Annotated in this window: 15 protein-coding genes; 3 read left to right on the forward strand and 12 right to left on the reverse strand. The window is 74.1% G+C overall.

Annotation, left to right across the window (positions count from 1 at the left end; all coding sequences use genetic code 11):
- The first annotated feature begins 137 nt into the window (after positions 1-137).
- Both HNR12_RS05140 and HNR12_RS05145 read left to right on the forward strand, forming a co-directional pair.
- Positions 138-1,619, forward strand: coding sequence for an MDR family MFS transporter (locus HNR12_RS05140; protein WP_179766412.1), 1,482 nt, complete (start codon positions 138-140; stop codon positions 1,617-1,619).
- Positions 1,620-1,861: 242 nt separating this feature from the next.
- Complete coding sequence (locus HNR12_RS05145) at positions 1,862-2,800, forward strand: DUF1266 domain-containing protein (RefSeq protein WP_179766413.1); 939 nt, start codon at positions 1,862-1,864, stop codon at positions 2,798-2,800.
- Between the two features lie 204 nt (positions 2,801-3,004).
- Here HNR12_RS05145 and pyk read toward each other — a convergent pair whose 3' ends face one another.
- The 6 genes from pyk to gltB all read right to left on the reverse strand — a co-directional run bounded on the left by pyk (position 3,005) and on the right by gltB (position 12,898).
- On the reverse strand, positions 3,005-4,435 hold the full coding sequence (gene pyk / locus HNR12_RS05150; protein ID WP_179766414.1) for a pyruvate kinase: 1,431 nt from the start codon (positions 4,433-4,435) through the stop codon (positions 3,005-3,007).
- Positions 4,436-4,506: 71 nt separating this feature from the next.
- On the reverse strand, positions 4,507-5,061 hold the full coding sequence (locus tag HNR12_RS05155) for a type 1 glutamine amidotransferase domain-containing protein (protein WP_179766415.1): 555 nt from the start codon (positions 5,059-5,061) through the stop codon (positions 4,507-4,509).
- A gap of 195 nt (positions 5,062-5,256) precedes the next feature.
- Complete coding sequence (locus HNR12_RS05160) at positions 5,257-6,159, reverse strand: prenyltransferase (RefSeq protein ID WP_179766416.1); 903 nt, start codon at positions 6,157-6,159, stop codon at positions 5,257-5,259.
- 131 nt (positions 6,160-6,290) lie between these two features.
- Positions 6,291-6,686, reverse strand: coding sequence for a DUF2784 domain-containing protein (locus tag HNR12_RS05165; RefSeq protein ID WP_179766417.1), 396 nt, complete (start codon positions 6,684-6,686; stop codon positions 6,291-6,293).
- A gap of 158 nt (positions 6,687-6,844) precedes the next feature.
- Positions 6,845-8,299: a glutamate synthase subunit beta gene (locus tag HNR12_RS05170; protein ID WP_179766418.1), complete on the reverse strand. Its 1,455-nt coding sequence runs from the start codon at positions 8,297-8,299 to the stop codon at positions 6,845-6,847.
- 36 nt (positions 8,300-8,335) lie between these two features.
- Positions 8,336-12,898: a glutamate synthase large subunit gene (gene gltB / locus HNR12_RS05175; protein WP_179766419.1), complete on the reverse strand. Its 4,563-nt coding sequence runs from the start codon at positions 12,896-12,898 to the stop codon at positions 8,336-8,338.
- A 768-nt stretch (positions 12,899-13,666) separates the two neighbouring features.
- On the opposite strand from gltB, the gene HNR12_RS05180 reads away from it, so the two are divergent.
- Positions 13,667-15,385, forward strand: a complete 1,719-nt coding sequence (locus HNR12_RS05180; RefSeq protein WP_308118913.1) for a bis-aminopropyl spermidine synthase family protein — start codon at positions 13,667-13,669, stop codon at positions 15,383-15,385.
- Between the two features lie 90 nt (positions 15,386-15,475).
- Here the strand turns inward: HNR12_RS05180 and HNR12_RS05185 are convergent, their stop codons facing one another.
- The 6 genes from HNR12_RS05185 to trpA form a co-directional block, all read right to left on the reverse strand.
- Positions 15,476-16,198, reverse strand: a complete 723-nt coding sequence (locus tag HNR12_RS05185) for a hypothetical protein (protein WP_179766421.1) — start codon at positions 16,196-16,198, stop codon at positions 15,476-15,478.
- Positions 16,199-16,490: 292 nt separating this feature from the next.
- Positions 16,491-17,735 (reverse strand): hypothetical protein, encoded by a 1,245-nt coding sequence (locus tag HNR12_RS05190; RefSeq protein ID WP_179766422.1) that lies wholly within the window; start codon positions 17,733-17,735, stop codon positions 16,491-16,493.
- A 78-nt stretch (positions 17,736-17,813) separates the two neighbouring features.
- Entirely contained in the window at positions 17,814-18,917 is a 1,104-nt protein-coding gene (gene lgt, locus HNR12_RS05195; RefSeq protein ID WP_179766423.1) for a prolipoprotein diacylglyceryl transferase, read from the reverse strand.
- 20 nt (positions 18,918-18,937) lie between these two features.
- Positions 18,938-19,951: a DsbA family protein gene (locus HNR12_RS05200; protein ID WP_179766424.1), complete on the reverse strand. Its 1,014-nt coding sequence runs from the start codon at positions 19,949-19,951 to the stop codon at positions 18,938-18,940.
- Between the two features lie 108 nt (positions 19,952-20,059).
- On the reverse strand, positions 20,060-20,581 hold the full coding sequence (locus tag HNR12_RS05205; RefSeq protein WP_179766425.1) for a MauE/DoxX family redox-associated membrane protein: 522 nt from the start codon (positions 20,579-20,581) through the stop codon (positions 20,060-20,062).
- Between the two features lie 261 nt (positions 20,582-20,842).
- Positions 20,843-21,706 (reverse strand): tryptophan synthase subunit alpha, encoded by an 864-nt coding sequence (trpA, locus tag HNR12_RS05210; protein WP_308118869.1) that lies wholly within the window; start codon positions 21,704-21,706, stop codon positions 20,843-20,845.
- Positions 21,707-21,709 lie beyond the last annotated feature (3 nt).

Below are 21,709 nucleotides of genomic sequence, written 5' to 3' on the forward strand. Positions count from 1 at the left end.
CCGGCTGCCCCAACTGTCACATACTGCCACCAAAGGCATATACTGCCGTAGTCGTCACCGCCGCACGAGAAAACCTCCCCGCCGCAGGGTCGAGGCACGGCGCCGCGCTTCCTTGAAGGTCTGTCCACAGGAGTTCCATGGCTACCGCCGCTACGCCCACGGCCCGTCCGACCGATGGCATCGACCCGCGGGGGATGCGGGTGATCTGGCTGCTGCTGATCGCCGCGTTCGTCGCCATCTTGAACGAGACGACGATGGGGATCGCGATCCCCCACCTCAACGTCGACCTGGGGATCCCGCCCTCGCTGGGCCAGTGGCTGACCAGCGCCTTCATGCTCACCATGGCGGTGGTGATCCCGATCACGGGGTTCCTGCTGCAGCGGTTCACCACGCGCGGCGTGTTCCTGACCGCGGCCTCGCTCTTCTGCGCCGGCACGCTGGTCTGCCTGGTCGCTCCGGGGTTCGCCGTGCTGCTGGTGGGGCGCGTCGTGCAGGCGTCGGGGACGGCGATCATGATGCCGCTGCTGATGACCACCGTGATGAACGTGATCCCCACCCACTCGCGCGGCCGCATCATGGGCCGCGCCGGGATCGTGATGGCCCTGGCCCCCGCGGTGGGCCCCACGCTGTCGGGGCTGATCCTGGACTCGCTGAGCTGGCGGTGGCTGTTCGGGCTGATCCTGCCGATCGCGGTGTTCGCGCTGCTGATCGGGGCGAAGTGGATGCTGAACCTCGGCGAGCCGGAGCCCAAGCACATCGACGTGCTCTCGATCGTGCTCTCCGCGATCGGGTTCGGCGGGCTGGTCTTCGGGCTCAGCCAGCTCGGCGGCGAGCACCAGGCCGAGGCGGCGCTGTCTGTCGGGACGATCGCGGTGATCACCTGCGCCGCCGTGGTCTCGCTCGGGGTGTTCGTGTGGCGGCAGCTGCTGCTCCAGCGCAGGGACGCCGCACTGCTGGACCTGCGGGTGTTCCGCTCGGTGAACTTCACGGTGGCGGTCGCGGTCATGTCGGTGCTGGCGCTGTCCATGTTCGGCGGCCTGACCCTGCTGCCGCTGTACCTGCAGAACGTGCTCGGACTGACCGCCACGGAGGCCGGGCTCGTCGTGCTCCCCGGTTCGGTGCTCATGGGGGTCATGGGCCCGATCATCGGCCGCGTCTACGACGCGCGCGGTCCGCGGCCGCTGCTGATCCCCGGGACGGTCCTGGTCGCGGCGGCGCTGTGGTTCTACAGCACCGTCGGGCAGACGACACCGGTGTGGCTGCTCGTCGCCATCCAGACGGGGATGTCGTTCGGGCTCGCGATGTCGTTCACCCCGCTGTTCTCGTCCTCGCTCGGCTCGCTGCGGCCGCGCCTGTACTCCCACGGTTCGGCGGTGCTGAACACACTGCAGCAGGTCGCGGGGGCGGCCGGCGTGTCGCTGCTGATCACCACGATGTCCTCGGTCGCCGGCGGGCAGCCCGCCGGACTCGGCGAAGCCGCCGCGCAGGCGGCCGGTGTCCACACGGCGTTCCTCACCGCGGCGGTCATCTCGCTGGTCGCGGTAGCCGGAGCGTTCTTCGTCCGCCGCCCGCCGGCCGACGACGCCTCCGCCGCCGACGCCCCGGCGCCGGCGCACTGAGGCGGCCCCGGCCCTCCTCCCCCGCCACGCACCGGCGGCCCCGCGCGTTCGCGTGGGGCCGCCGGTGCGTCGTGGGCCCCGCGCGCCGCCGCCGGTCACATCGCGGCCACAACCTGAGCACAACCCGTGGCTGAGGGCGCCACCGGGCCCCGCGGTCGCCGATGCTTGATGGCGGGAGTGTGTCCACCGACAGCGCCTCCGCCGCCTTGGGCGCGTGCTGTCCGCCGCGAAGGGAGTGGCCGGTGCTGACCGCGGTGGCCGCGATCGCCGGGGCGCTGGCGATCGGATTCTGGGCCCTGGTGGCCTGGGGCGCCAAGCGCCGGCAGCCGCTGCTGCTGGCGCCGATGGCGGTCCTGGTCGTGGGGCTGGTCGTGGTGGGCGAGCCCGCGTGGGCGTTCCTCCCGGCGGTGCTGCTGGCCGCCGGCTCCTTCACCGAACTGGTGATCGGCTCCCGCGAGGCGCCCGCGCTGCGCGCCGCCGACCCCGATGCCCCGCTGACCACCGAGCGCTGGGCCGCCGCCGTGGCCGCACCGTTCCGCGTGGCGCTGGCCGAGCCCTGGGACGAGGTCGAGCGCCCGCAGCTGCGCCGCCGCTACCGGCGGGCCTTCGAGCGGGAGTGGGGGGTCGTCGACCGCGCCTCGCTGCTGGCGGCCGTCGACCGGGTCTGGGCCGACCTGCACAGCGGCGGCGACTGCGACCTGGTGGTGGACTTCCGCGCGGCCACGCTGCGCGGGCGGCTGCGCTCGGGAGCTCCCGAGGAGCGCGTGGTGGGGCTGACCCCCGACCAGGTGGGCCGGCTGCGCGCGGTGACCGGGGCCGACCCCGCCTCCGCCACCGTGGTCATCGGCGCCCACCAGTGGTGGCGCTCGGCGCAGATCATCCGCCTGGCCTGCGGCGGGGCGACCCTGGAGTGGCTGAGCGGCGCCGAGACCCGGGCGCTGCTGCGCCGGGCAGCGGCCGACCTGCAGCGGCGCTACCCGGGCTGGCAGCAGTACGCCGAGGCCTTCCACGCCGGCTACCTGCTGTGGTACGGCCAGCGCGGGCCCGGCTGGGAGCGCGTGTGGACCGCGCTGGGCCTGCTGGTGGCGGATCCGGCGAGCCCGTGGAACCTGCTGCCCTGGGACATGCCGCTGGAGCGGGTCGGGCACGAGGCCGGGGCGCCGAGCGCCCAGCCGAGGTAGCGGGCCAGAAAGCCGGAGGCGATGCCGGCGGGCCGGCCGCGGGCCCGGGCTCCCCGTCGGCCCTCCCCGGTGAAGCGGTGACCGCCTCCCCGGGGCAGGGGCCGTGGTGAGCGCGCCCGCCGTGTGGTGGGCCGGGCCTGCTCGGCCGGCCGCGGCGGCGCGGTGGGGCCGGCCGCTCGGGCCGGCCGCCGGCGGATGCGCCGGCTACTTGCCGTGGGCGATCGCGTCGCCGATGCGGTGGACCCGCAGGAAGTTGGTGGAACCAGGGGTTCCGGGCGGGCTGCCGGCGACGATGACGATCTTGTCGCCCTTCTGGTAGACGCCCATGTCGAGCAGTTCGCTCTCGACCTGGCGCACCATCTCGTCGGTGTGGTCGACCCAGGGCACGCAGTGGGTCTCGACGCCCCAGGTGAGCGACAGCTGCGCGCGCGTGGCACCGCTGGTGGTGAAGGCCATCAGCGGGATGGGCGAGCGGTAGCGGGCCAGGCGGCGCGCGGTCTCGCCGGACATGGTGAAGGCGACCAGGGCCTTGGCGCCGACGGTGGCTCCGACCTCGGCGGCGGCGCGGGCGATGGCCCCTCCCGTGGTCTCGGGGACCCGGTTGAGGATGTGCGAGGCGCGCAGGGACTCCTGCTCGGCCGCCGCGACGATGCGGGCCATGGTCTCGACGGTCTCGATCGGGTAGCGCCCCACGCTGGTCTCGCCGGAGAGCATGACCGCGTCGGCGCCGTCGAGGACGGCGTTGGCGACGTCGGACGCCTCGGCGCGGGTGGGCCGCGGCGCGCTGATCATGGACTCCAGCATCTGCGTGGCGACGATGACCGGCTTGGCCTTGTCGCGGCAGCGCTCGATGGCGCGCTTCTGCACCATCGGGACGTTCTCCAGGGGCAGTTCGACGCCGAGGTCGCCGCGGGCGACCATGACGCCGTCGAAGACCTCGATGATGTCCTGGAGGCGCTCGACGGCCTGCGGCTTCTCGATCTTGGCGATGAGCGGGACCCGGACCCCGACCTCGTCCATGATCTGGTGGACGTCCTCGGCGTCGGAGGGGCTGCGCACGAAGGACAGCGCGACCATGTCGACGCCCTCCTCCAGTGCCCAGCGCAGGTCGGCCTCGTCCTTCTCGGTGAGGGCCGGGACGCTGACGGCCACGCCGGGCAGGTTGAGCCCCTTGTGGTTGGAGACCTGGCCGCCGATCAGCACGCGGGTCTGGACCTCGGTGCTGGTGGTCTTGACGCACTCCAGTACGACCCGGCCGTCGTCGATGAGGACGCGGTCGCCGGGGCGGACGTCGCCGGGCAGGCCCTTGTAGGTGGTGGAGACCTGGTGCCGGTCGCCGGGGACGTCCTCGACGGTCACCGTGAACTCGTCGCCCGCGACGAGTTCGACGGGGCCGTCGGGGAAGGTGCCCAGGCGGATCTTCGGCCCCTGGAGGTCGGCGAGGATGCCCACGCTGCGTCCGGTAGCCTCGGCGGCCGCCCGGACGTTGGTATAGCTGGTGTGGTGGTCCTCGTGCGTTCCATGGCTGAGGTTGAGTCGCGCCACGTCAAGTCCCGCGTCGACGAGCGCCCGGATGGTCTCGGGGCTCGACGTCGCGGGACCGAGGGTCGCGACGATCTTTGCTCGACGTGTCACGCCTAACACTCTAAAGCGTCTCGCTGGTGCAGTGGTCTAAACCAGGTTGCGACTGGGCGTACGCCAGGTCGCTACTTGGCGAACGCGTCGAGCAAAGCCCGGTCGAAGGCCGGCAGATCGTCGGGCTTGCGGCTGGTGACGAGCGTGTTGGGGCCCATCGCGCAGGTGACGACCTCCTCGTCGACCCACTCGCCGCCGGCGTTGCGGACGTCGGTGGCGAGGCTGGGGTAGGAGGTGAGCCGGCGCCCGTCCACGGCGCGCGCCTCGATCAGCGTCCAGGGCGCGTGGCAGATGGCGGCCACCGGCTTGCCGGTGTCGAAGAACTCCTTGACGAACTCCACGGCGCGCGGCACGGTGCGCAGGAAGTCGGGGTTGGCCACGCCGCCGGGCAGCACCAGGCCGGTGAAGTCGGCCGCGCCGACCTCCTCGACGGTGGCGTCGACGGTGAAGGTGTCGGCCTTGTCGAGGTGGTTGAACGCCTGGATCTCCCCCGGCGAGGTGGACACCAGCCGCGGGGTGCCGCCGGCCTTCTCCACGGCCTCCCAGGGGTCGGTCAGCTCGATCTGCTCGGTGCCCTCGGGGGCCACGAGGAAGGCGACGGCGGCGCCGGCGAGGTCGGAAGGCATGGTGGGCGTCCTCCTTCGTACGTACGGCGGATTCGGCTGTGCGCTCGGGCGCCCGGACCCGCCGGCGGCGCACCGGTGTGCGCCCCGGGCTCCGCGCGCCCGCACCTTTGCCCCTGCCCACGCGGGCGGGCGCTTACGCGTGCGGCCGGCCACAAGGGGCCGGCCGCGGGTCGAAGGGCGGCGTGGGCCAGGAGGTCAGCCGACGCGCAGGGGCGCGGGCACCTCCTCGGCGATGCGCCCGTAGGCGCGCAGGGTGAGCAGCCGGTGGACGGTGATGATGCCGCGCCACTCGCTGCGGGCGGCCTCGGCCCAGGTGGGCCAGGGGACGTCCCAGCCGCCGTCGGGGCGCTGGTCGGCGACGAGCGCGTCGAGGTGGGCGGCGATCTCGTCGTCGCTGAACAGCCGGCGGGCGATGTGGTCGGGCCGCGGGGCGATGTCCAGCGGCTTGTGCACGTGCCCGGTGGCGGCGGGGTCGAGGGCGAGCCCCGCGCGGATGGCCGAGGCCAGCCGGGTGAACTCCGCCTCGGCGCGCGGCCGGTCGGGGACGTGCTGGAGGAAGGTGCACACGGCGATGGCCTGGTCGGGCTCGGTCCAGTGCAGGGCGCCGATGCGGGTCCAGCAGAAGGCGGTGGCGCGGTCGCGCCAGGCGTGGCAGAGGTGGTGGCGGTGCAGGAGGCCGACGATGGTCGCCGTGGGGTAGAGGGCGCCGCTGTGGTCGGCGGCCTCGCGCCACCACGGCGCGGCCTCGGTGTGTCGGGCTGAGGGCAGGACGCAGGGCACTCCGCCGTTGGCGTGGGTGACGCTGGTCAGGTAGCGGCACAGGCCCGCGCCGACGTCCCTGGGGACGGGCCCGAGTTCGTCGAGGTAGCCCAGTGCCGTCGCGGCGGCGAGCGGCTGGCTGCCGTGGCCGCGCAGATCGGGTTCGAGTCCGTTGCCGTAGCCGCCGTCGACGTTGCGGTAGGACTCCAGAGCGGAGCGGACCGGGCCTGCGGGCCCGCTTCGGAAGTGAAACGCGAACCGGTGTCGGTCGATCAGCCGGGCGTTGCGCCAGATGAAGTGCTCCGCGGAGCGGAGGGCTTCCGAGGTCACCTTGCTCATGGTCCCGAATGTACGCCTGTGCCCCCGACCAGCACCGCAGCCGCAATGACCTTAATGCCCGGTTTTGCCGTTTTATGGCGCTGTCTTACGCCCGTTACGCGGAATTTGCCGGAAAAAACATGAACGGATCCTTAACGCGGCTGTTCGGCGCCGTCCCCACGAACCCGGCGGCCGCCCTGGCGGCGCAGCACCAGCAGGCCGATCCAGGAGACCGCCACGCACACGCCCATGCCGAACTGCACGAGGCCCAGGTGCTCCTCGGGGTAGACCACCCCGGTGAGGTAGTGGTCGATGAACCCCTCGGGCGGCAGGCCCTCCTGGCCGGCGCGCCGGCGCGCCCAGTCCTCGACCACGGTGAGCGGGCAGGTCCATCCGACTTCGAGCAGGCCGACGGCGTAGGCGGCCACCACCAGGTGGGGCCAGAACGCGTGCGGCCAGCGCCAGGCGAGGAACCCGCCGAGCGCGACGTAGGCGAGGAAGCCGAAGTGCACCAGCATGGCCGCCTCGCCGATGAAGCGATAGACCATGCAAGGGAAATACCCCCGGCGCGCACGGCCGGAACGTCCGGCGCGGCCGGGGATGCGGGCCGCCGCGGCGCCTCGCGTGCCCGGCTCGACCGCGCCGCCGGGCCGCTCGGCGGGGCCGGCGGCGCGGGCGGGTCCCGCCCGCGCCGCCGGCCCACCGCCTAGACCAGGGGCCGCTCGGTGGGGGCGATCCCGGTCGGCAGGCTGGTGGACCCGCTGAGGTAGCGGTCCACCCCGGCGGCCGCGGCGCGGCCCTCGGCGATGGCCCACACGATCAGCGACTGGCCGCGGCCCATGTCGCCGGCGCAGAACACGCCCTCGACGGTGGTGGCGTAGTCGCGGTCGCGCACGACGTTGCCGCGCCCGTCCAGCTCCACCCCCAGGTCCTCGATCATCCCGGCCTTCTGCGGGCCGACGAAGCCCATGGCCAGCGTGACCAGGCCGGCCGGGATCTCGCGCTCGGTCCCGGGCACCGGCTCGAAGCCCTTGTCGGTGCGCGTGACGTCGACCAGCTTGAGCGCGCGCACCCGGCCCTGGTCGTCGCCCAGGAACTCCAGGGTGTTGACCGAGTACAGCCGCTTGCCGCCCTCCTCGTGGGCGCTGGTGACCTTGTAGACCATCGGCATGGTCGGCCAGGGCTGGTGGGCGGGCCGCTCGGCGGGCGGCTTGGGCATGATCTCCAGCTGGGTGACCGAGGCCGCGCCCTGGCGGTGGGCGGTGCCCACGCAGTCGGCGCCGGTGTCGCCGCCGCCGATGACGATGACGTGCTTGCCCTCGGCGTTGATGGCGGGGACCTCGATGTCGCCCTGCTGCACCCGGTTGGCCTGGGGCAGGTACTCCATGGCCTGGTGCACACCGTCCAGCTCGCGCCCGGGCACGGGCAGGTCGCGCCAGGCGGTGGCGCCGCCGGCCAGCAGCACGGCGTCGTGGCGGGCGCGCAGCTCGGCCACGCTGATGTCCACGCCGACGTTGACGCCGGTGCGGAACACCGTGCCCTCGGCGGCCATCTGGCCCAGGCGGCGGTCGATGTGCCGCTTCTCCATCTTGAACTCGGGGATGCCGTAGCGCAGCAGCCCTCCGATCCGGTCGGCCCGCTCGTAGACGGTGACCTCGTGCCCGGCGCGGGTGAGCTGCTGGGCGGCGGCCAGGCCGGCCGGCCCCGAGCCCACCACGGCGACCTTGCGGCCGGTGCGCACCGCGGGCGGCTGGGGCCGGACCCAGCCCTCCTCCCAGGCGCGGTCGATGATGGAGACCTCGACGTTCTTGATGGTCACGGCGGGCTGGTTGATGCCCAGCACGCACGCCGACTCGCACGGGGCCGGGCACAGCCGCCCGGTGAACTCCGGGAAGTTGTTGGTGGCGTGCAGCCGCTCGATGGCCTCGCCCCAGTCGTGCCGGTAGACGAGGTCGTTCCACTCGGGGATGAGGTTGCCCAGCGGGCAGCCGTTGTGGCAGAACGGGATGCCGCAGTCCATGCAGCGCGACGCCTGCCTGACGACGGTGCCGCGGTCGAAGTCGGCGTAGACCTCGCGCCAGTCCTGGATGCGGACGTCGACGGGGCGGTGGGCGGGCAGCTCCCGCTCGGTGATCTTGAGGAAACCCTTCGGGTCAGCCATGGTCGGTTTCTCCCTCCTTTCTGTGGCGGCCGGCTCTCAGGACTGCGCGGCGGCCATGATGGCCTCGCCGACGTCGCGGCCCGCGCGCTCCGCCTCTTCCCGTGCGGCCAGGACCCGCTTGTAGTCGCGCGGCATGACCTTGCCGAAGCGCTCGACGGCGGTGTCGAAGTCGGCCAGCAGCGCCGCGGCCACGCCGGACCCGGTGGCCTCGTGGTGGCGGGTGAGGACGTCGTGCAGGAACGCGCGGTCGGCCTCCTCCAGCGGGTCGATGTCGACCATCTCGCCGTTGACCCGGCGGGTGTCCAGGTCGAGCACGTAGGCGATGCCGCCCGACATGCCCGCCGCGAAGTTGCGCCCGGTGGGGCCCAGGACGACGGCGCGCCCGCCGGTCATGTACTCGCAGCCGTGGTCGCCCACGCCCTCGGCCACGGCCAGCGCGCCGGAGTTGCGCACGCAGAACCGCTCGCCCACCACGCCCCGCAGGAAGATCTCGCCGGAGGTGGCGCCGTAGCCGATGACGTTGCCCGCGATGATGTGGTCCTCGGGGGTGAACTGGACCCCCTCGGGCGGGCGGATGGCGATCCGGCCGCCCGAGAGGCCCTTGCCCACGTAGTCGTTGGCGTCGCCCACGAGCCGCAGGGTGATCCCGCGGGGCACGAAGGCGCCGAAGGACTGCCCGGCCGACCCGGTGAACGTGATGTCGATGGTGTCGTCGGGCAGGCCCGCCGCGCCGTGGCGCTTGGTGACCTCGTGGCCCAGCATGGTGCCCACGGTGCGGTTGACGTTGCGCACCGGCAGGTCCAGCCGCAGCGGCTCGCCGAACTCCAGCGCGCCCTCGGCCAGCTGGATCAGCGTGTTGTCCAGCGCCTTCTCCAGCCCGTGGTCCTGGGCCCGCACCTGGCGGCGGTGGTCGCCGGCCCACGGCTCCACCTCGTGCAGGATCGGGCCCAGGTCCAGGCCCGCGGCCTTCCAGTGGTCGACGGCCTCGGTGGTGTCGAGCAGGTCGACGGCGCCGATGGCCTCCTCCAGGGTGCGGAAGCCCAGCGCGGCCAGGTACTCGCGCACCTCCTGGGCCACGAACTCGAAGAAGTTCACCACGAACTCCGCCTTGCCCGTGTAGCGCTTGCGCAGCTCGGGGTTTTGCGTGGCCACGCCCACCGGGCAGGTGTCCAGGTGGCAGACCCGCATCATGACGCAGCCCGAGACCACCAGCGGCGCGGTCGCGAAGCCGAACTCCTCGGCGCCCAGCAGCGCCGCGACGATGACGTCGCGCCCGGTCTTCATCTGCCCGTCGGCCTGCACCACGATGCGGTCGCGCAGGCCGTTGCGCAGCAGGGTCTGCTGGGTCTCGGCCAGGCCCAGCTCCCAGGGGGTGCCGGCGTGCTTGAGCGAGGTCAGCGGCGAGGCGCCGGTGCCGCCGTCGTGGCCGGAGATCAGCACGACGTCGGCGTGGGCCTTGGACACGCCCGCGGCCACGGTGCCCACCCCGGCCTCCGAGACCAGCTTCACGTGCACCCGCGCCCGCGGGTTGGCGTTCTTCAGGTCGTGGATGAGCTGGGCCAGGTCCTCGATGGAGTAGATGTCGTGGTGGGGCGGCGGCGAGATCAGGCCCACCCCGGGCGTGGAGTGCCGGGTGTCGGCGATCCACGGGTAGACCTTGTGGCCCGGCAGCTGGCCGCCCTCGCCGGGCTTGGCGCCCTGGGCCATCTTGATCTGGATGTCGTCGGCGTTGGTGAGGTAGTGCGAGGTCACGCCGAAGCGGCCCGAGGCCACCTGCTTGATGGCGCTGCGCCGCAGGTCGCCGTTGTCGTCGGCGGTGAAGCGCGCCGGGTCCTCGCCGCCCTCGCCGGTGTTGGACTTGCCGCCCAGCCGGTTCATGGCGATGGCCAGGGTCTCGTGGGCCTCGGCCGAGATCGACCCGTAGGACATGGCGCCGGTGGAGAACCGCTTGACGATCTCGGAGACCGGCTCGACCTCCTCGATCGGCACCGGCTCGCGCACGCCCTCCTTGAGCCGGAACAGCCCGCGCAGGGTCATGAGGTTCTGCGCCTGGTCGTCGATCTTGGCGGTGTACTCCTTGAAGATCTCGTAGCGGCGCGTGCGCGTGGCGTGCTGCAGCTTGAAGACCGTCTCGGGGTTGAACAGGTGCGGCTCGCCCTCGCGGCGCCACTGGTACTCGCCGCCCACGGCCAGCCGGCGGTGGCCGGCCGGGTTGGCGGCGTAGGCGGCGCCGTGGCGGGCTGCGACCTCCGCGGCGAGGACGTCGAAGCCCACCCCGCCCAGCGGCGAGGGGGTGCCGGTGAAGCAGCGGTCGACGACCTCGCCGCCCAGGCCCAGGGCCTCGAAGATCTGCGCGCCGGTGTAGGAGCTGACCGTGGAGACGCCGATCTTGGACATGATCTTGAGCACGCCCTTGCCGAGCGCCTTCACGGTGTTGCGCACCGCGGTGTGGGCGTCGACGCCGCCGATCACGCCGCGGCCCACCAGGTCGCGCACGGTGGCCAGGGTGACGTATGGGCACACGGCCGAGGCGCCGTAGCCCAGCAGCAGGGCCACGTGGTGGCACTCGCGGACGTCGCCGGCCTCGACCACCAGGCCGACCTCGGTGCGGCTCTTCTCGCGCACGAGGTGGTGGTGCACCGCGCCGGTGAGCAGCAGCGAGGGGATGGGCGCCCGGCGGGCGTCGGCGCCGCGGTCGCTGAGGACGATGATGTGGGCGCCCTCGGCGATGGCGGCCGACACCTCGGCGCAGATCTCGTCCAGGCGGGCCGCCAGCGCCGCGCCGCCGCCGGCGACCTCGTAGGTGCCGTTGACGGTGAAGGCGCGGAAGGCGGGGTCGCCCTCGGGCGAGCCGGCGCCGACCACGGCGGCCAGCTCGGACTCGTCCAGCACGGGCGTGGGCAGCACGATCCGCCGGCAGTCCTCGGGGTCGGGCGACAGGACGTTCTCCTCGGCGCCCAGCGCGGTCTGCAGGCTGGTGACCAGCTCTTCGCGGATGGCGTCCAGCGGCGGGTTGGTGACCTGCGCGAAGCCCTGCGAGAAGTAGTCGAAGAGCTGGCGCGGCTTGGCGGAGAGGGCAGCGACGGGGGTGTCGGTGCCCATCGAGCCGATCGGCTCGGCGCCGGTGCGGGCCATCGGGGTGAGGATGACCCGCAGCTCCTCCTCGGTGTAGCCGAAGACCTGCTGGTGGTGCACGAGGTCGGTCAGCGGCGCGGGCTCGCCGGGGGCGAGGTCGCCCAGGCGCACGACGCCGCGCTCCAGCCACTCGGCGTAGGGGTGCTCGGCGGCGAGCTGGGCCTTGATCTCCTCGTCCTCGATGATGCGGCCCTGCTCGGTGTCGACCACGAAGATGCGGCCGGGCTGCAGGCGTCCCTTGCGCACGACCCGGGCGGGGTCGATGTCCAGCACGCCGGCCTCGCTGGCCAGCACGACCAGGCCGTCGTCGGTCACCCAGTAGCGGCCCGGGCGCAGGCCGTTGCGGTCCAGGACCGCGCCCACGAGGGTGCCGTCGGTGAAGGAGACCGAGGCGGGGCCGTCCCAGGGCTCCATGAGCATGGAGTGGAACTCGTAGAAGGCCCGCACCGCCGGGTCCATCTCGGTGTGGTTCTCCCACGGCTCGGGGATCATCATCAGCACCGCGTGCGGCAGCGAGCGCCCGCCCAGGTGCAGCAGCTCCAGGGCGGCGTCGAAGGACGCGGTGTCGGAGTCCTCGGGGTCGATGATCGGGAAGATCCGCGACAGGTCGCCGGGCAGCAGGTCGCTGGCCAGGGTGGCCTCGCGGGCCCGCATCATGTTGCGGTTGCCCTTGACCGTGTTGATCTCGCCGTTGTGGGCGATGAACCGGAAGGGGTGGGCCAGCGGCCAGGACGGGAAGGTGTTGGTCGAGAACCGCGAGTGGACCAGCGCCAGGCCGCTGGTGTAGCGGCGGTCGGACAGGTCGGGGAAGAACGGCTCCAGCTGGGGCGTGGTGAGCATGCCCTTGTAGGTGATGGTGCGCGGGGACAGGCTCGGGAAGTACACGCCCTGCTCGTGCTCGGCGCGCTTGCGCACGCAGTAGGCGTAGCGCTCCAGGTCGATGCCGGTCAGGCCCTCGGCCGGCGACCCCGGCGCGCCGGCCAGGAACACCTGGCCGAAGAACGGCATGACCTCGCGGGCCGCCGGGCCGCAGAACCGCGACTCGAACGGCAGGTCGCGCCAGCCCAGGACGGCCAGGCCCTCCTCGGCCGCGATGGCCTCGATGCCGGCCACCGCGCGGGCGCGCTCGGCGGCGTCGGTGGGCAGGAACGCGATACCGGTGGCATAGGCGCCGGCCTCGGGCAGGTCGAACCCGCAGACCTCGCGGTAGAGGGCGTCGGGGACCTGGGTGATGATCCCGGCGCCGTCGCCGTCGTCGGGGTCGTGGCCCGAGGCGCCGCGGTGGTCGAGGTTGCGCAGGACCGTCAGGGCCTGCTGGACGATGTCGTGGCTGCGACGACCGGAGAGGTCGGCGACAAAGCCGACGCCGCAGGCGTCGTGCTCGTAGGCGCTGTCGTACAGGCCCTCGTGAGTGGACTCGGCGTTCGGTCGGACGGACGAACGCTGCACCTGGCCAGCAGGCATCTACCCTCCTGTCGTCGTACGTCTGGGCTTTGATAAAGCGCATCCGGGACGACATTGGCCCTGCTGCGTGCGAAGACGGCCCTCCGCCTGGCGCCGGTACCGCGGTGTCCGGACGTGCCGGCACGCGTCACCTCGTCGTGGTGACCGGCGTTTTCCCAGGTGAGTGGCCACACTCGTGAGTAGCTACGTTATACATCGGTCCAGCCCCGGCATGGAACCCAAGGTCTAGACCAACCACCGCCACAGCGCGGTGGTCGAGGACGGCGCCTTCGGCACCCCCCGAGGGGATCGGCGTCGGTCCTCCGTCGGGGCACTAGCCGTGATCTTTCCATCCGGCCGTTCCCCGCAAACATGTCCCCATGCCTCAAACACCCCAAACCGGGGCGAATGCGGCTAGGGAACCGTACCGTGCCGTGGGTCGCGCTCCGTCACCGGGGCCGCCTCGGCACACCAGTCAGGGTAACCCGCGCGACACAGATCGGACATATACCGCCGGGCGTGAACGGCCGCCGGCCCCGCGCACGCGCGCGCCCGCCACCGCGCCGTGGCCGCTCGACGTGCGCGGGCAGTGCAACGGCGGCCGTCCCCGCACCATTCCCGATCCCCCGGCACACGCCCACGATCCGCGCCGCCGCCGGGCCGCGCGCGCCTCCCCCGAACCCGGCCCCGCGCGGCCCGCGCACCGCCCCGCGGCCGCCCCCGCGCACCGGCGACGTGATCGTTTTCACGCCCGCCACGGCCCCCCGCGGCCCGTGGGAGGATCGTCCGGTGACCGACCGCGCCGCCGAAGACCCCGCCCACCAGGGTGATCAACACCACGCGCCCGCCGCGGACCCCGCGGACGGACCCCCCGCGCCGCCGCGCTCCCCGCTCGACGCGCTGCTCGCCGAGCACGGCGTCGCCGCGCCGCGCCCGCACCGGGTCCTCGGCGCGCTCTCCTCGGGCGAGTGGTGGACGCCCCGCGACCTGGTGCGCGCCACCGCCGTGGCCCACCGGGTCGTCCAGGCCGTCCTGGAGGCTCTGGGCGAGGAGGCCGAGTGGGACTCCCGGGGCCGTGTGCGGCTGCGCTCCCCCCGCGCCTACGCCCGCTACGCCCGGCCGGCCGCGCCCGACCCCCTGGGCCCCGCCCTGGCCGGCGGTGCCGCCTCCGCGGCGGCGGCCGAGATCGCGCGCCTGGTCGAGGCGGCCCCTCCCCCGCTCACCGACCTCGACCACGTCACCGCCACCCCGCGGACCGCGCTGCGCCGCGCCGCGTTCCTGGGCGAGAACTACGCCCTGGCCGGCGCGCGGCTGCTGTGCGTGGGCGACCACGACCTCACCTCGCTGGCCGCCACCCTCGTCAACCCGGGCCTGGAGGCCGTGGTCGTCGACATCGACGAGCGGATCCTGGCCTACATCGACGACGCCGCCGCCCGCCTGGGCCTGCCCGTCCGCTGCCACTTCGCCGACCTGCGGCTGGGCCTGCCCGCCGCCGTGCGCGGCACCTGCGACCTCGCCTTCACCGACCCGCCCTACACCCCCGAGGGCGTCGAACTCTTCCTGCGCCGCGCCCTGGAAGGCCTGGCCCAGCCCCAGCGCGGCCGGGTGCTGCTCGCCTACGGCGCCAGCGAGACCACCCCCGCCCTGGCCGCCAAGGTCCAGCAGCGCCTGGCGCGGCTGGGCCTGGTCACCGAGGCGCTGTGGCCGGAGTTCCACCGCTACCTCGGCGCCGAGGCCATCGGCGCCGCCGCCGACCTCTACGTGCTGCGGCCCACCTCGCGCACCCCGGCCGCGCCGCGCGGCGGCCCGGCCCGGGCCCGGGTCTACAGCCGGGGCGCCAACGCCGCCGAGGCGGCCGGCTCCTGGGGCGAGGCGGAGGCGCGGGCGGCACTGGAGCGCGCGGCGCCCGACACCGTCGTCGGCGACTGGCCCGCCGGCCCCGCCGAGGGGCACGCGGACGCGCCCCGGCGGGTGCGCCTGGAGACCTGGCTGGAGTCGCCGGTGGCCGCCGACCGCGCCGCCCTCAACCTCACCGGCGGCTGGGCGGCGCTGCTGCCCCGCGCCGTGCTCGCCGCCACCGGCACCGAGGTCTTCGCCGCGGTGCCCTCCCACGACCCCCGCGTCCGCGACCAGGCCGGGCAGCGCGCGCTCGCCGACCTGCTGGCGCCGCGCTTTGCGGTCCGGTTCCTGCGCGGGGTCCCCGGCCCCCGCCTCACCCTGGTGCACGCCGCCGAGCGCGCCCCGGCCGGGCCCGCCGAGGAGCTGCTGGCCCACTGCCTGCGGCGGGCGCACGGCACGCTGACCGCCACCCTGCGCGAGGGGCTGCAGCGCGCCGCCGCGGCCGCGGGCGCCCCGCTCAACAAGCGCGCGGCGCGGCTGGCCGTGGCCCGGGCGGCGCCGTGGCTGCGCGGCCACACCCCGCTGGACCTGCCCGAGCACCGGTTCGCCGACCTGCGCGCGGCGGCCCAAGACCTCGCCGCCCCGTTCTCCGCGCCCACGGGCGGCTGACCGGCGGCACCGGTGCGAGCGCCGAGCGGGCGCACACGGCGGCGCCGCCGCACGGTCGAGCGCGGCGGCGCCGGAGCACGCGGGGCCTCATCAGGCCACGGGCGTGGTGGTGGTCTGGCTCTCCTGGAGGGTCTCCAACTGGACCACCCGGTTGTAGAGCGGGTCGCGGAAGGCGCTGAGCGCGATCAGCGGCGACACCAGGCTCTCGCGCTCGGCGGTGTCGGTGGAGTCGGTCGCCTGCACCCACGTGACGGTCAGGTAGTGGCCGCTGACGGTGGCCTCGGCGGCGCTGTAGCCCGCGCCGAGGTCGGCCAGCTCGCCGTCGGCGCCGGGCACGGTGATGAAGCCCGCGGGCTCGGCCTCGGGGTCCTTGGGCGGCTTGAGCGCGGTGGCCACCGCCTGGGCGGCCTCCTGGTCGCGCAGGTTGAACATCACGGCGGCGCCCAGGTAGTCGCCGGAGGTGTAGCCGGCGCGGGCGGCCTGGGTGCAGTCGGCGTCGGCCAGCGCGGCCGCGACCTCCTCGCCCCACACCGCCGACGCGCAGTCCTCGGTCAGCCCGGACTCGGCCAGCGTGAAGGTGACGTTCTGGCTGGAGCTGTCGATCTCCTCGGCGTCGCCGAAGATCTCGCCCTCGCTGAGCGGCCGGGAGTCGACCTCGCGCGTGGCCAGGATCTCGTCGCCGGTGTCGTGGGTCTCATAGGCCGTGGGCACGGGGTTCTCCGGCGCGGAGCCGCCCGAGACGAACTGCAGGACCAGCACGACCGCCAGCGCCACGACGGCCACCCCCAGCGCGCCCATCAGCAGCGGCAGCATCCGGGTCCTGCGCCTGCCGCCCGCGCGGGCGCCGCCCCTGCGCCGCCGGCGGGCTCCCTTGCGTCGGGAAGACGACACGGCCAGACCCGCGATGGCGTCGGCATCGTCGGTTTTCCTCCTCCGGCCGCGGGAACCGGGCACGGACGACTCAGAAGAAGACACCAGAACCTCTCGGACAGGTCGCGGGGGAAACGGGGAAACCCTGTGCAGGGTGGGACGGCGGGGCTGAGGGCGGCCCGCCGCGCTGTCGCACAGCCTAGCCTGAGCGCGGCGGCGCCCGTCCCCGCCCGGGTCAGGAGCCCTCGCCCTCCTCGGCGTCGCGGACCTGCCGGTAGACCCACGTGGAGGCGTCCATCGCCAGCACGTTGAGCGTGGAGAGGTGCTCGTCGTCGCCGGGCGGGGCGCCGTCGGCGCGCGCCACCCAGTAGACGGCCAGGTAGTGGCCCATCACCTGGGTAGTGGCCTGGCTGTAGCCCTCCTGGAGCCCGCGCACCTCGGTGTCCATGGGCAGCACGAACCCGGCCTCGGTGGACTCCCCCTGGGGGTCCAGGGCGGCCGAGACCGCGCCCGCGGACTCCGCGCTGTCCAGGTCGAACAGGGTGAACTGGGCGATGTAGTCCTCGTCGGGGTCGCGGAAGACCGCACCGGCGGCCGAACCGCACGCGCCGTCGACCAGCGCCTGGGCGACCGCGTCGCCCCACACCATGGCCGTGCAGGTGTCGGTGACCTCGGTCTGGCCGCGCACCAGCTCGTAGTCGTTCAGCTCCAGCTTCTTGGTGTCCTTGGCGAACACCTGGTCCTCGGCCATCGGCTTGGCGTCGCCGGAGCGCTCGGCGATGGGCGCGAAGCGCTCGCTGCCCTCGGGGTCGCCCTGGTAGAGGGTCGGCACCAGGGTCGAGTGCCCCTCGGGCGGCTCGACGATGGCGGTGGAGCCCGCGCCGCCGGCGGACTCGGGCGCCGACGTCAGCTGGTAGGCCAGCACGCCCAGCAGGGCCACCAGCGACACGCAGCACAGCGCGAGCAGGGTGGCCAGCACCACGGTGCCGCGCCGGCGCGTGCTGTGCTCGGCGAGGTTGGCCACGACCTGGTTGGGGCGGTCGCCCAGCACGCTGACGCGGCGCAGCGCCGAGGCGGAGAACCGGGAGACCGGGTCCACGGCGGCGGCCCGGCGCCGCCCGCCGGTGTCGTCGCCCTGGCCGCGCCGGGATCGGCGCGGGGCCGGCGCGGGCGGCTGCTCCTCGGGCGCGGGGGCGCCGCGGCGCCCCTTGGCCGCCGCGCGGCCGCCGCGCTTGGGCGGCTGGGCGGCGCGCCGCGCCTCGGCCGCGGCGGCCCGGCCGCCGCGGCGGGAGGCGGCGCGGGCGCGGCTCGGGCCGCGCCCCTCGGCGCCGCCCGAGCGGTCCTGCGCCATCGCGCCGCCGTCGTCATGGCCGTCGTCGTGGCGGTCGGCGGAGTCGTGGCGGTCGCGTGGCGCGCGGGCCGGCGCCGGTCCGCGCGCGCGGCGTCTGCCCGAGCGCCCGGTGGAGTCGGATCTGCTCACGTGGTCTCATCCATCCGTCGGGCCGCGCGGCGCGGTGTCGCGCCGCCGACCCGGCTGTGCGTGGCGGGTGCCTGCTTCTTAGGACCGCGCCCCGTCAGCGCCCCCGGCCTCGGGCCGGGGGGCGGTCGCGCCGTCGTCCACGGCGGTGGGATCGGCGGTCGCGGCACGGGTGCGGTCCGGGTCGTCCACCGCCGTGGTCTCGGCGGCGGGGTCGTCCGAGGACGCGGGGTCGGTGTCGAAGACCTGGGTGCCGGAGTCGTGGCCCACGGGCACGACGCGGGTGGAGAACCGGTCCATGCGGCGCCCGGCCCACCAGAAGTAGGCCAGCGCGCCGGCGAACAGCAGCACCGAGGTCCAGTTGTTCAACCGGAGGCCGAGGATCTCGTGCGCGGGGTCGACACGCAGGTACTCGATCCAGAACCGCCCCACACAGTAGCCCATGATGTACAGCGCGAAGAGCCGTCCGCCGCCGAGGCGGTCCTCGAAGCGCCGCCCCAGCCAGGCCAGCAGCGCGGCCAGGGCCAGGCACCACAGGAACTCGTAGAGGAAGGTGGGGTGGTAGGTGGTGTGGTACTCGGTGGTGCTGCCGGGCAGCGGCTGCATGCCCGGGCGGGGTTCGCCGTTGGCGTTGTAGGTGTAGTCCAGCGAGACCCGCACCGCCCACGGCAGGTCGGTGGGAGCGCCGAACAGCTCCTGGTTGAAGTAGTTGCCCCAGCGGCCGAGCGCCTGGGCCAGCGGGATGGTGGGCGCGATGGCGAAGGACAGCTTGGACATCGACAGCCCGCGGCGGCGGGCGACGTACCACACGCCCACGGCGCCCAGGGCGACCGCGCCCCAGATGCCCAGGCCGCCGCTGCGGATGTTCAGCGCCTGGATGGGGTCGCGGCCCGGGCCGAAGTAGAGCTGGTAGTCGGTGATGACGTGGTAGAGCCGCCCGCCGACGAGGCCGAGGAGCACCGCGGGCACGGCGAGGTCCATCATGGTGCCGCGCTCGCCGCCCATGGCGCTCCAGCGGCGCTCGGCCCAGAACACCGCGACCACGACCCCGGCGAGGATGCACAGCGCGTAGAAGTGGATGGTCACCGGGCCGAGCGAGATCGAACTCACGTCGGGGCTGGGGATGGCCGCGAGGGCGCGGCCGGTGTCGGCCGCGCCCTCGGGGGCGATCAGCGGGATCGTCATCGCTCGGATCTGTCCTTGGGTCAGGGTGAGGCGTCGGGCTGGGGCGACGCGTCGGCCGCGGAACCGCCCGCGGTGAGCGGTTCGGTGTCGACCTCGCCGGGCTCGGCCTGCTCCACCGCCTCCTGGATGCCGTTGCCGGAGTAAGCCTCGTTGCCGAGCAGGGTGCCGTTGACGTAGACGGCCGGCGTGCCGCCGAAAGCGTTCGCCCCGGAAGCGTACCTGTCTTCGACCGCCGATGTGGAGTCGATGGCCTCGCGGACGTAGGTGCCCTCCAGGAACGATCCGTCGACGCCGTTCTCCTGGCCCCAGTCGATGAGGCCGCTCAGGCCCATCTCCTGGATGCGCTCGGCGCTCAGCTCCTTCTCGGCGGCGGCGACGAGGTCGTCCAGGTAGCCGCCGGTGAAGGTGTCGACGACCTCGCTCTCGGCGTCGACGCGCTCGGCGAAGGCGGGGTCGTCGATCCCGGCCTCGGCGCCCCACTCCTTGAGCTGCTCGGCGGAGTAGCCCTCGGCGCCCTCGGCGGGCTGGTTCTCGAACAGCAGGTCGTTGTACTGCACGAATTTGCCGTAGTCGGCGGCGGCGCGCGCGGCGGCCGCGCCGCGCAGGGAGTTGGCGCCCAGGGGCGCGGGCTGCTGGGCGAAGACGCTCACCGGCCGGTAGTGCACGATCGCCTCGCCCTCGGCGGCCAGGCGCTGCAGGGTGGGTCCGCTGGTCAGCTCGAACTGTTTGCAGTGCGGGCACTGGTAGTCGGCGTAGACCTCGACCACGGGCGCCCGGGCGCCATCCTCGGCCACCACGACGCTGCCGTCCTGCTGCACCCGCTGCTCGGGCAGGCTCTCGTAGCGGTTGGCGAACTCCTGCTCCTCGGCGCGCTGGTGGGACAGCACCAGGTAGCCGCCGCCGACCACCACGAGCACCACGGCCAGCGCGGCGCCCACCACGGCGAGGACCTTGGTGCGCCGGGCGCGCACCTCGGCCTTCTGCCGTTCCTGCCTGAGTCGTTCGCGGGAGGCTTCCCGTGCCGCCTTGCCCATCAGCCGATCACCGTGCTTCGTCGTTGGTCCGTTGGTTGGTCAGTGGTGCGCCCGGCGCCGCGCGGGCACGGCGCGGCGCCCCGTCGCGCGGGGGGTGCGGGGCCGGGTTCAGCGGTAGAGGCCGAAGAGCCGGTCCATCGACAGCGGCGAGCGCGGCCACAGCATGGTGATGCCGGCCAGCGCCATGAAGCCGAGGTCGCGCGCGATGTCGAGGCCGTACCGGGTCTCGCCGGGGGCGACCTGGCCGCCCGTGCCGAAGCAGCCGCAGTCGATGGCCAGCCCGCGGGCCCAGGCCGAGACGATGCCGGCGATGAACACCGCCATGAGCAGGCCGGTGGCGGCGCCGACGTAGCGGGTGGCCAGCCCGATGACCAGCAGCAGGGCCAGCGCGAACTCCAACAGCGGCAGCGTGTAGCCGATGAGCTGGGCGAGTTCGGGCGAGAAGAGCTGGTAGGCCTCAACGGACTGCACCGACAGCGCCGGCGGCAGCTTGGTGTAGGCGGCGTAGCCCAGCACTCCGGCCAGGGCCAGGCGGGCCAGCAGGGTGACCCACGGCTGGACGGCGGCCCAGCGGCCGGGGGCCGGCGCCGGGGCGGATGCGGCGGGTGCCGGCTGGTGTGTGGTGTCCAATGGTCGCAGATCCCCGGGGGCGAGACGGTCATGTACGGCGGCGCCAACAGCGCACCGTGCGGATACTACTGTATGTGGCGCCACCGCTACACGAAGTCGGCCCGATTGGAATCCGCCCGCGGGCGTGGGGCCGGCTCCTGCGCAATCTAACGCCGGGAAGGGCGATGGATTCCCTCCGGCGGGCCCGCAGGAGCCGGCTCACACCCGATTCTTACCTGTCTAACCCGGTTTCCACCTGGGCGGAGGCGGATGGGGGCGTGCTCAGTCCTCGCGCCCCAGCCGGATCCCCTGGGCCAGCTCGGCGGCGAAGGCCCGCACCGCGACCGTGGCGGTGCGCAGGTCGGGGGCGTCCAGCACCCGCTCGCAGAACCCGGTGCCCACGATGACGCCGTCGGCGTAGGAGGCCACCTCGGCGGCCTGCCCGCCGTTGGAGATCCCCAGGCCCACGCACACCGGCAGGCCCTCGGGGGCGGCGGCGCGGGTGCGGGCCACCAGCTTCTCGGCCGCGCCCGAGACCTGGGCCCGGGTGCCGGTGACGCCCATCAGCGACGCCGCGTAGACGAAGCCGCGCGAGGCGCGGGCCGTCAGGTCGAGCCGGCGGTCGCTGGAGGAGGGCGCCACGAGGAAGATGCGGTCCAGCCCGGTGGCGTCTGTGGCGGCGAACCACTCGTCGGCCTCCTCGGGGATGAGGTCGGGCGTGATGACCCCCGATCCCCCGGCCGCGGCGAGGTCGGCGCAGAACCGGTCCACGCCGTAGCGCTCGACGGGGTTCCAGTAGGTCATCACCAGCGCGGCGGCGCCCGTCGCGGCGGCGGCCTCGACCACGCGCAGCACGTCGGGCGGGGTGGTGCCCGCGGCCAGCGCGGTGGCGGCGGCCCGCTGGATGGAGGGCCCGTCCATGGTGGGGTCGGAGTAGGGCAGGCCCACCTCGATCACGTCGCAGCCGCCCTCGACCATCGCCTCGATGACGGCGATGGAGGACTCCACGTCGGGGAACCCGGCCGGCAGGTAGCCGACCAGTGCGGCGCGCCCCTGCGCCTTGGCGGCGGCCAGCGCCGCCTGGAGCGCGGTCTGGTCCGCGGCCCCCTGTCCACCGCTCCGGCCGGCCGGCTCGGTGCCGATCACCCC

The organism is Streptomonospora nanhaiensis, assembly GCF_013410565.1.
Taxonomy (GTDB): Bacteria; Actinomycetota; Actinomycetes; order Streptosporangiales; family Streptosporangiaceae; genus Streptomonospora; species Streptomonospora nanhaiensis.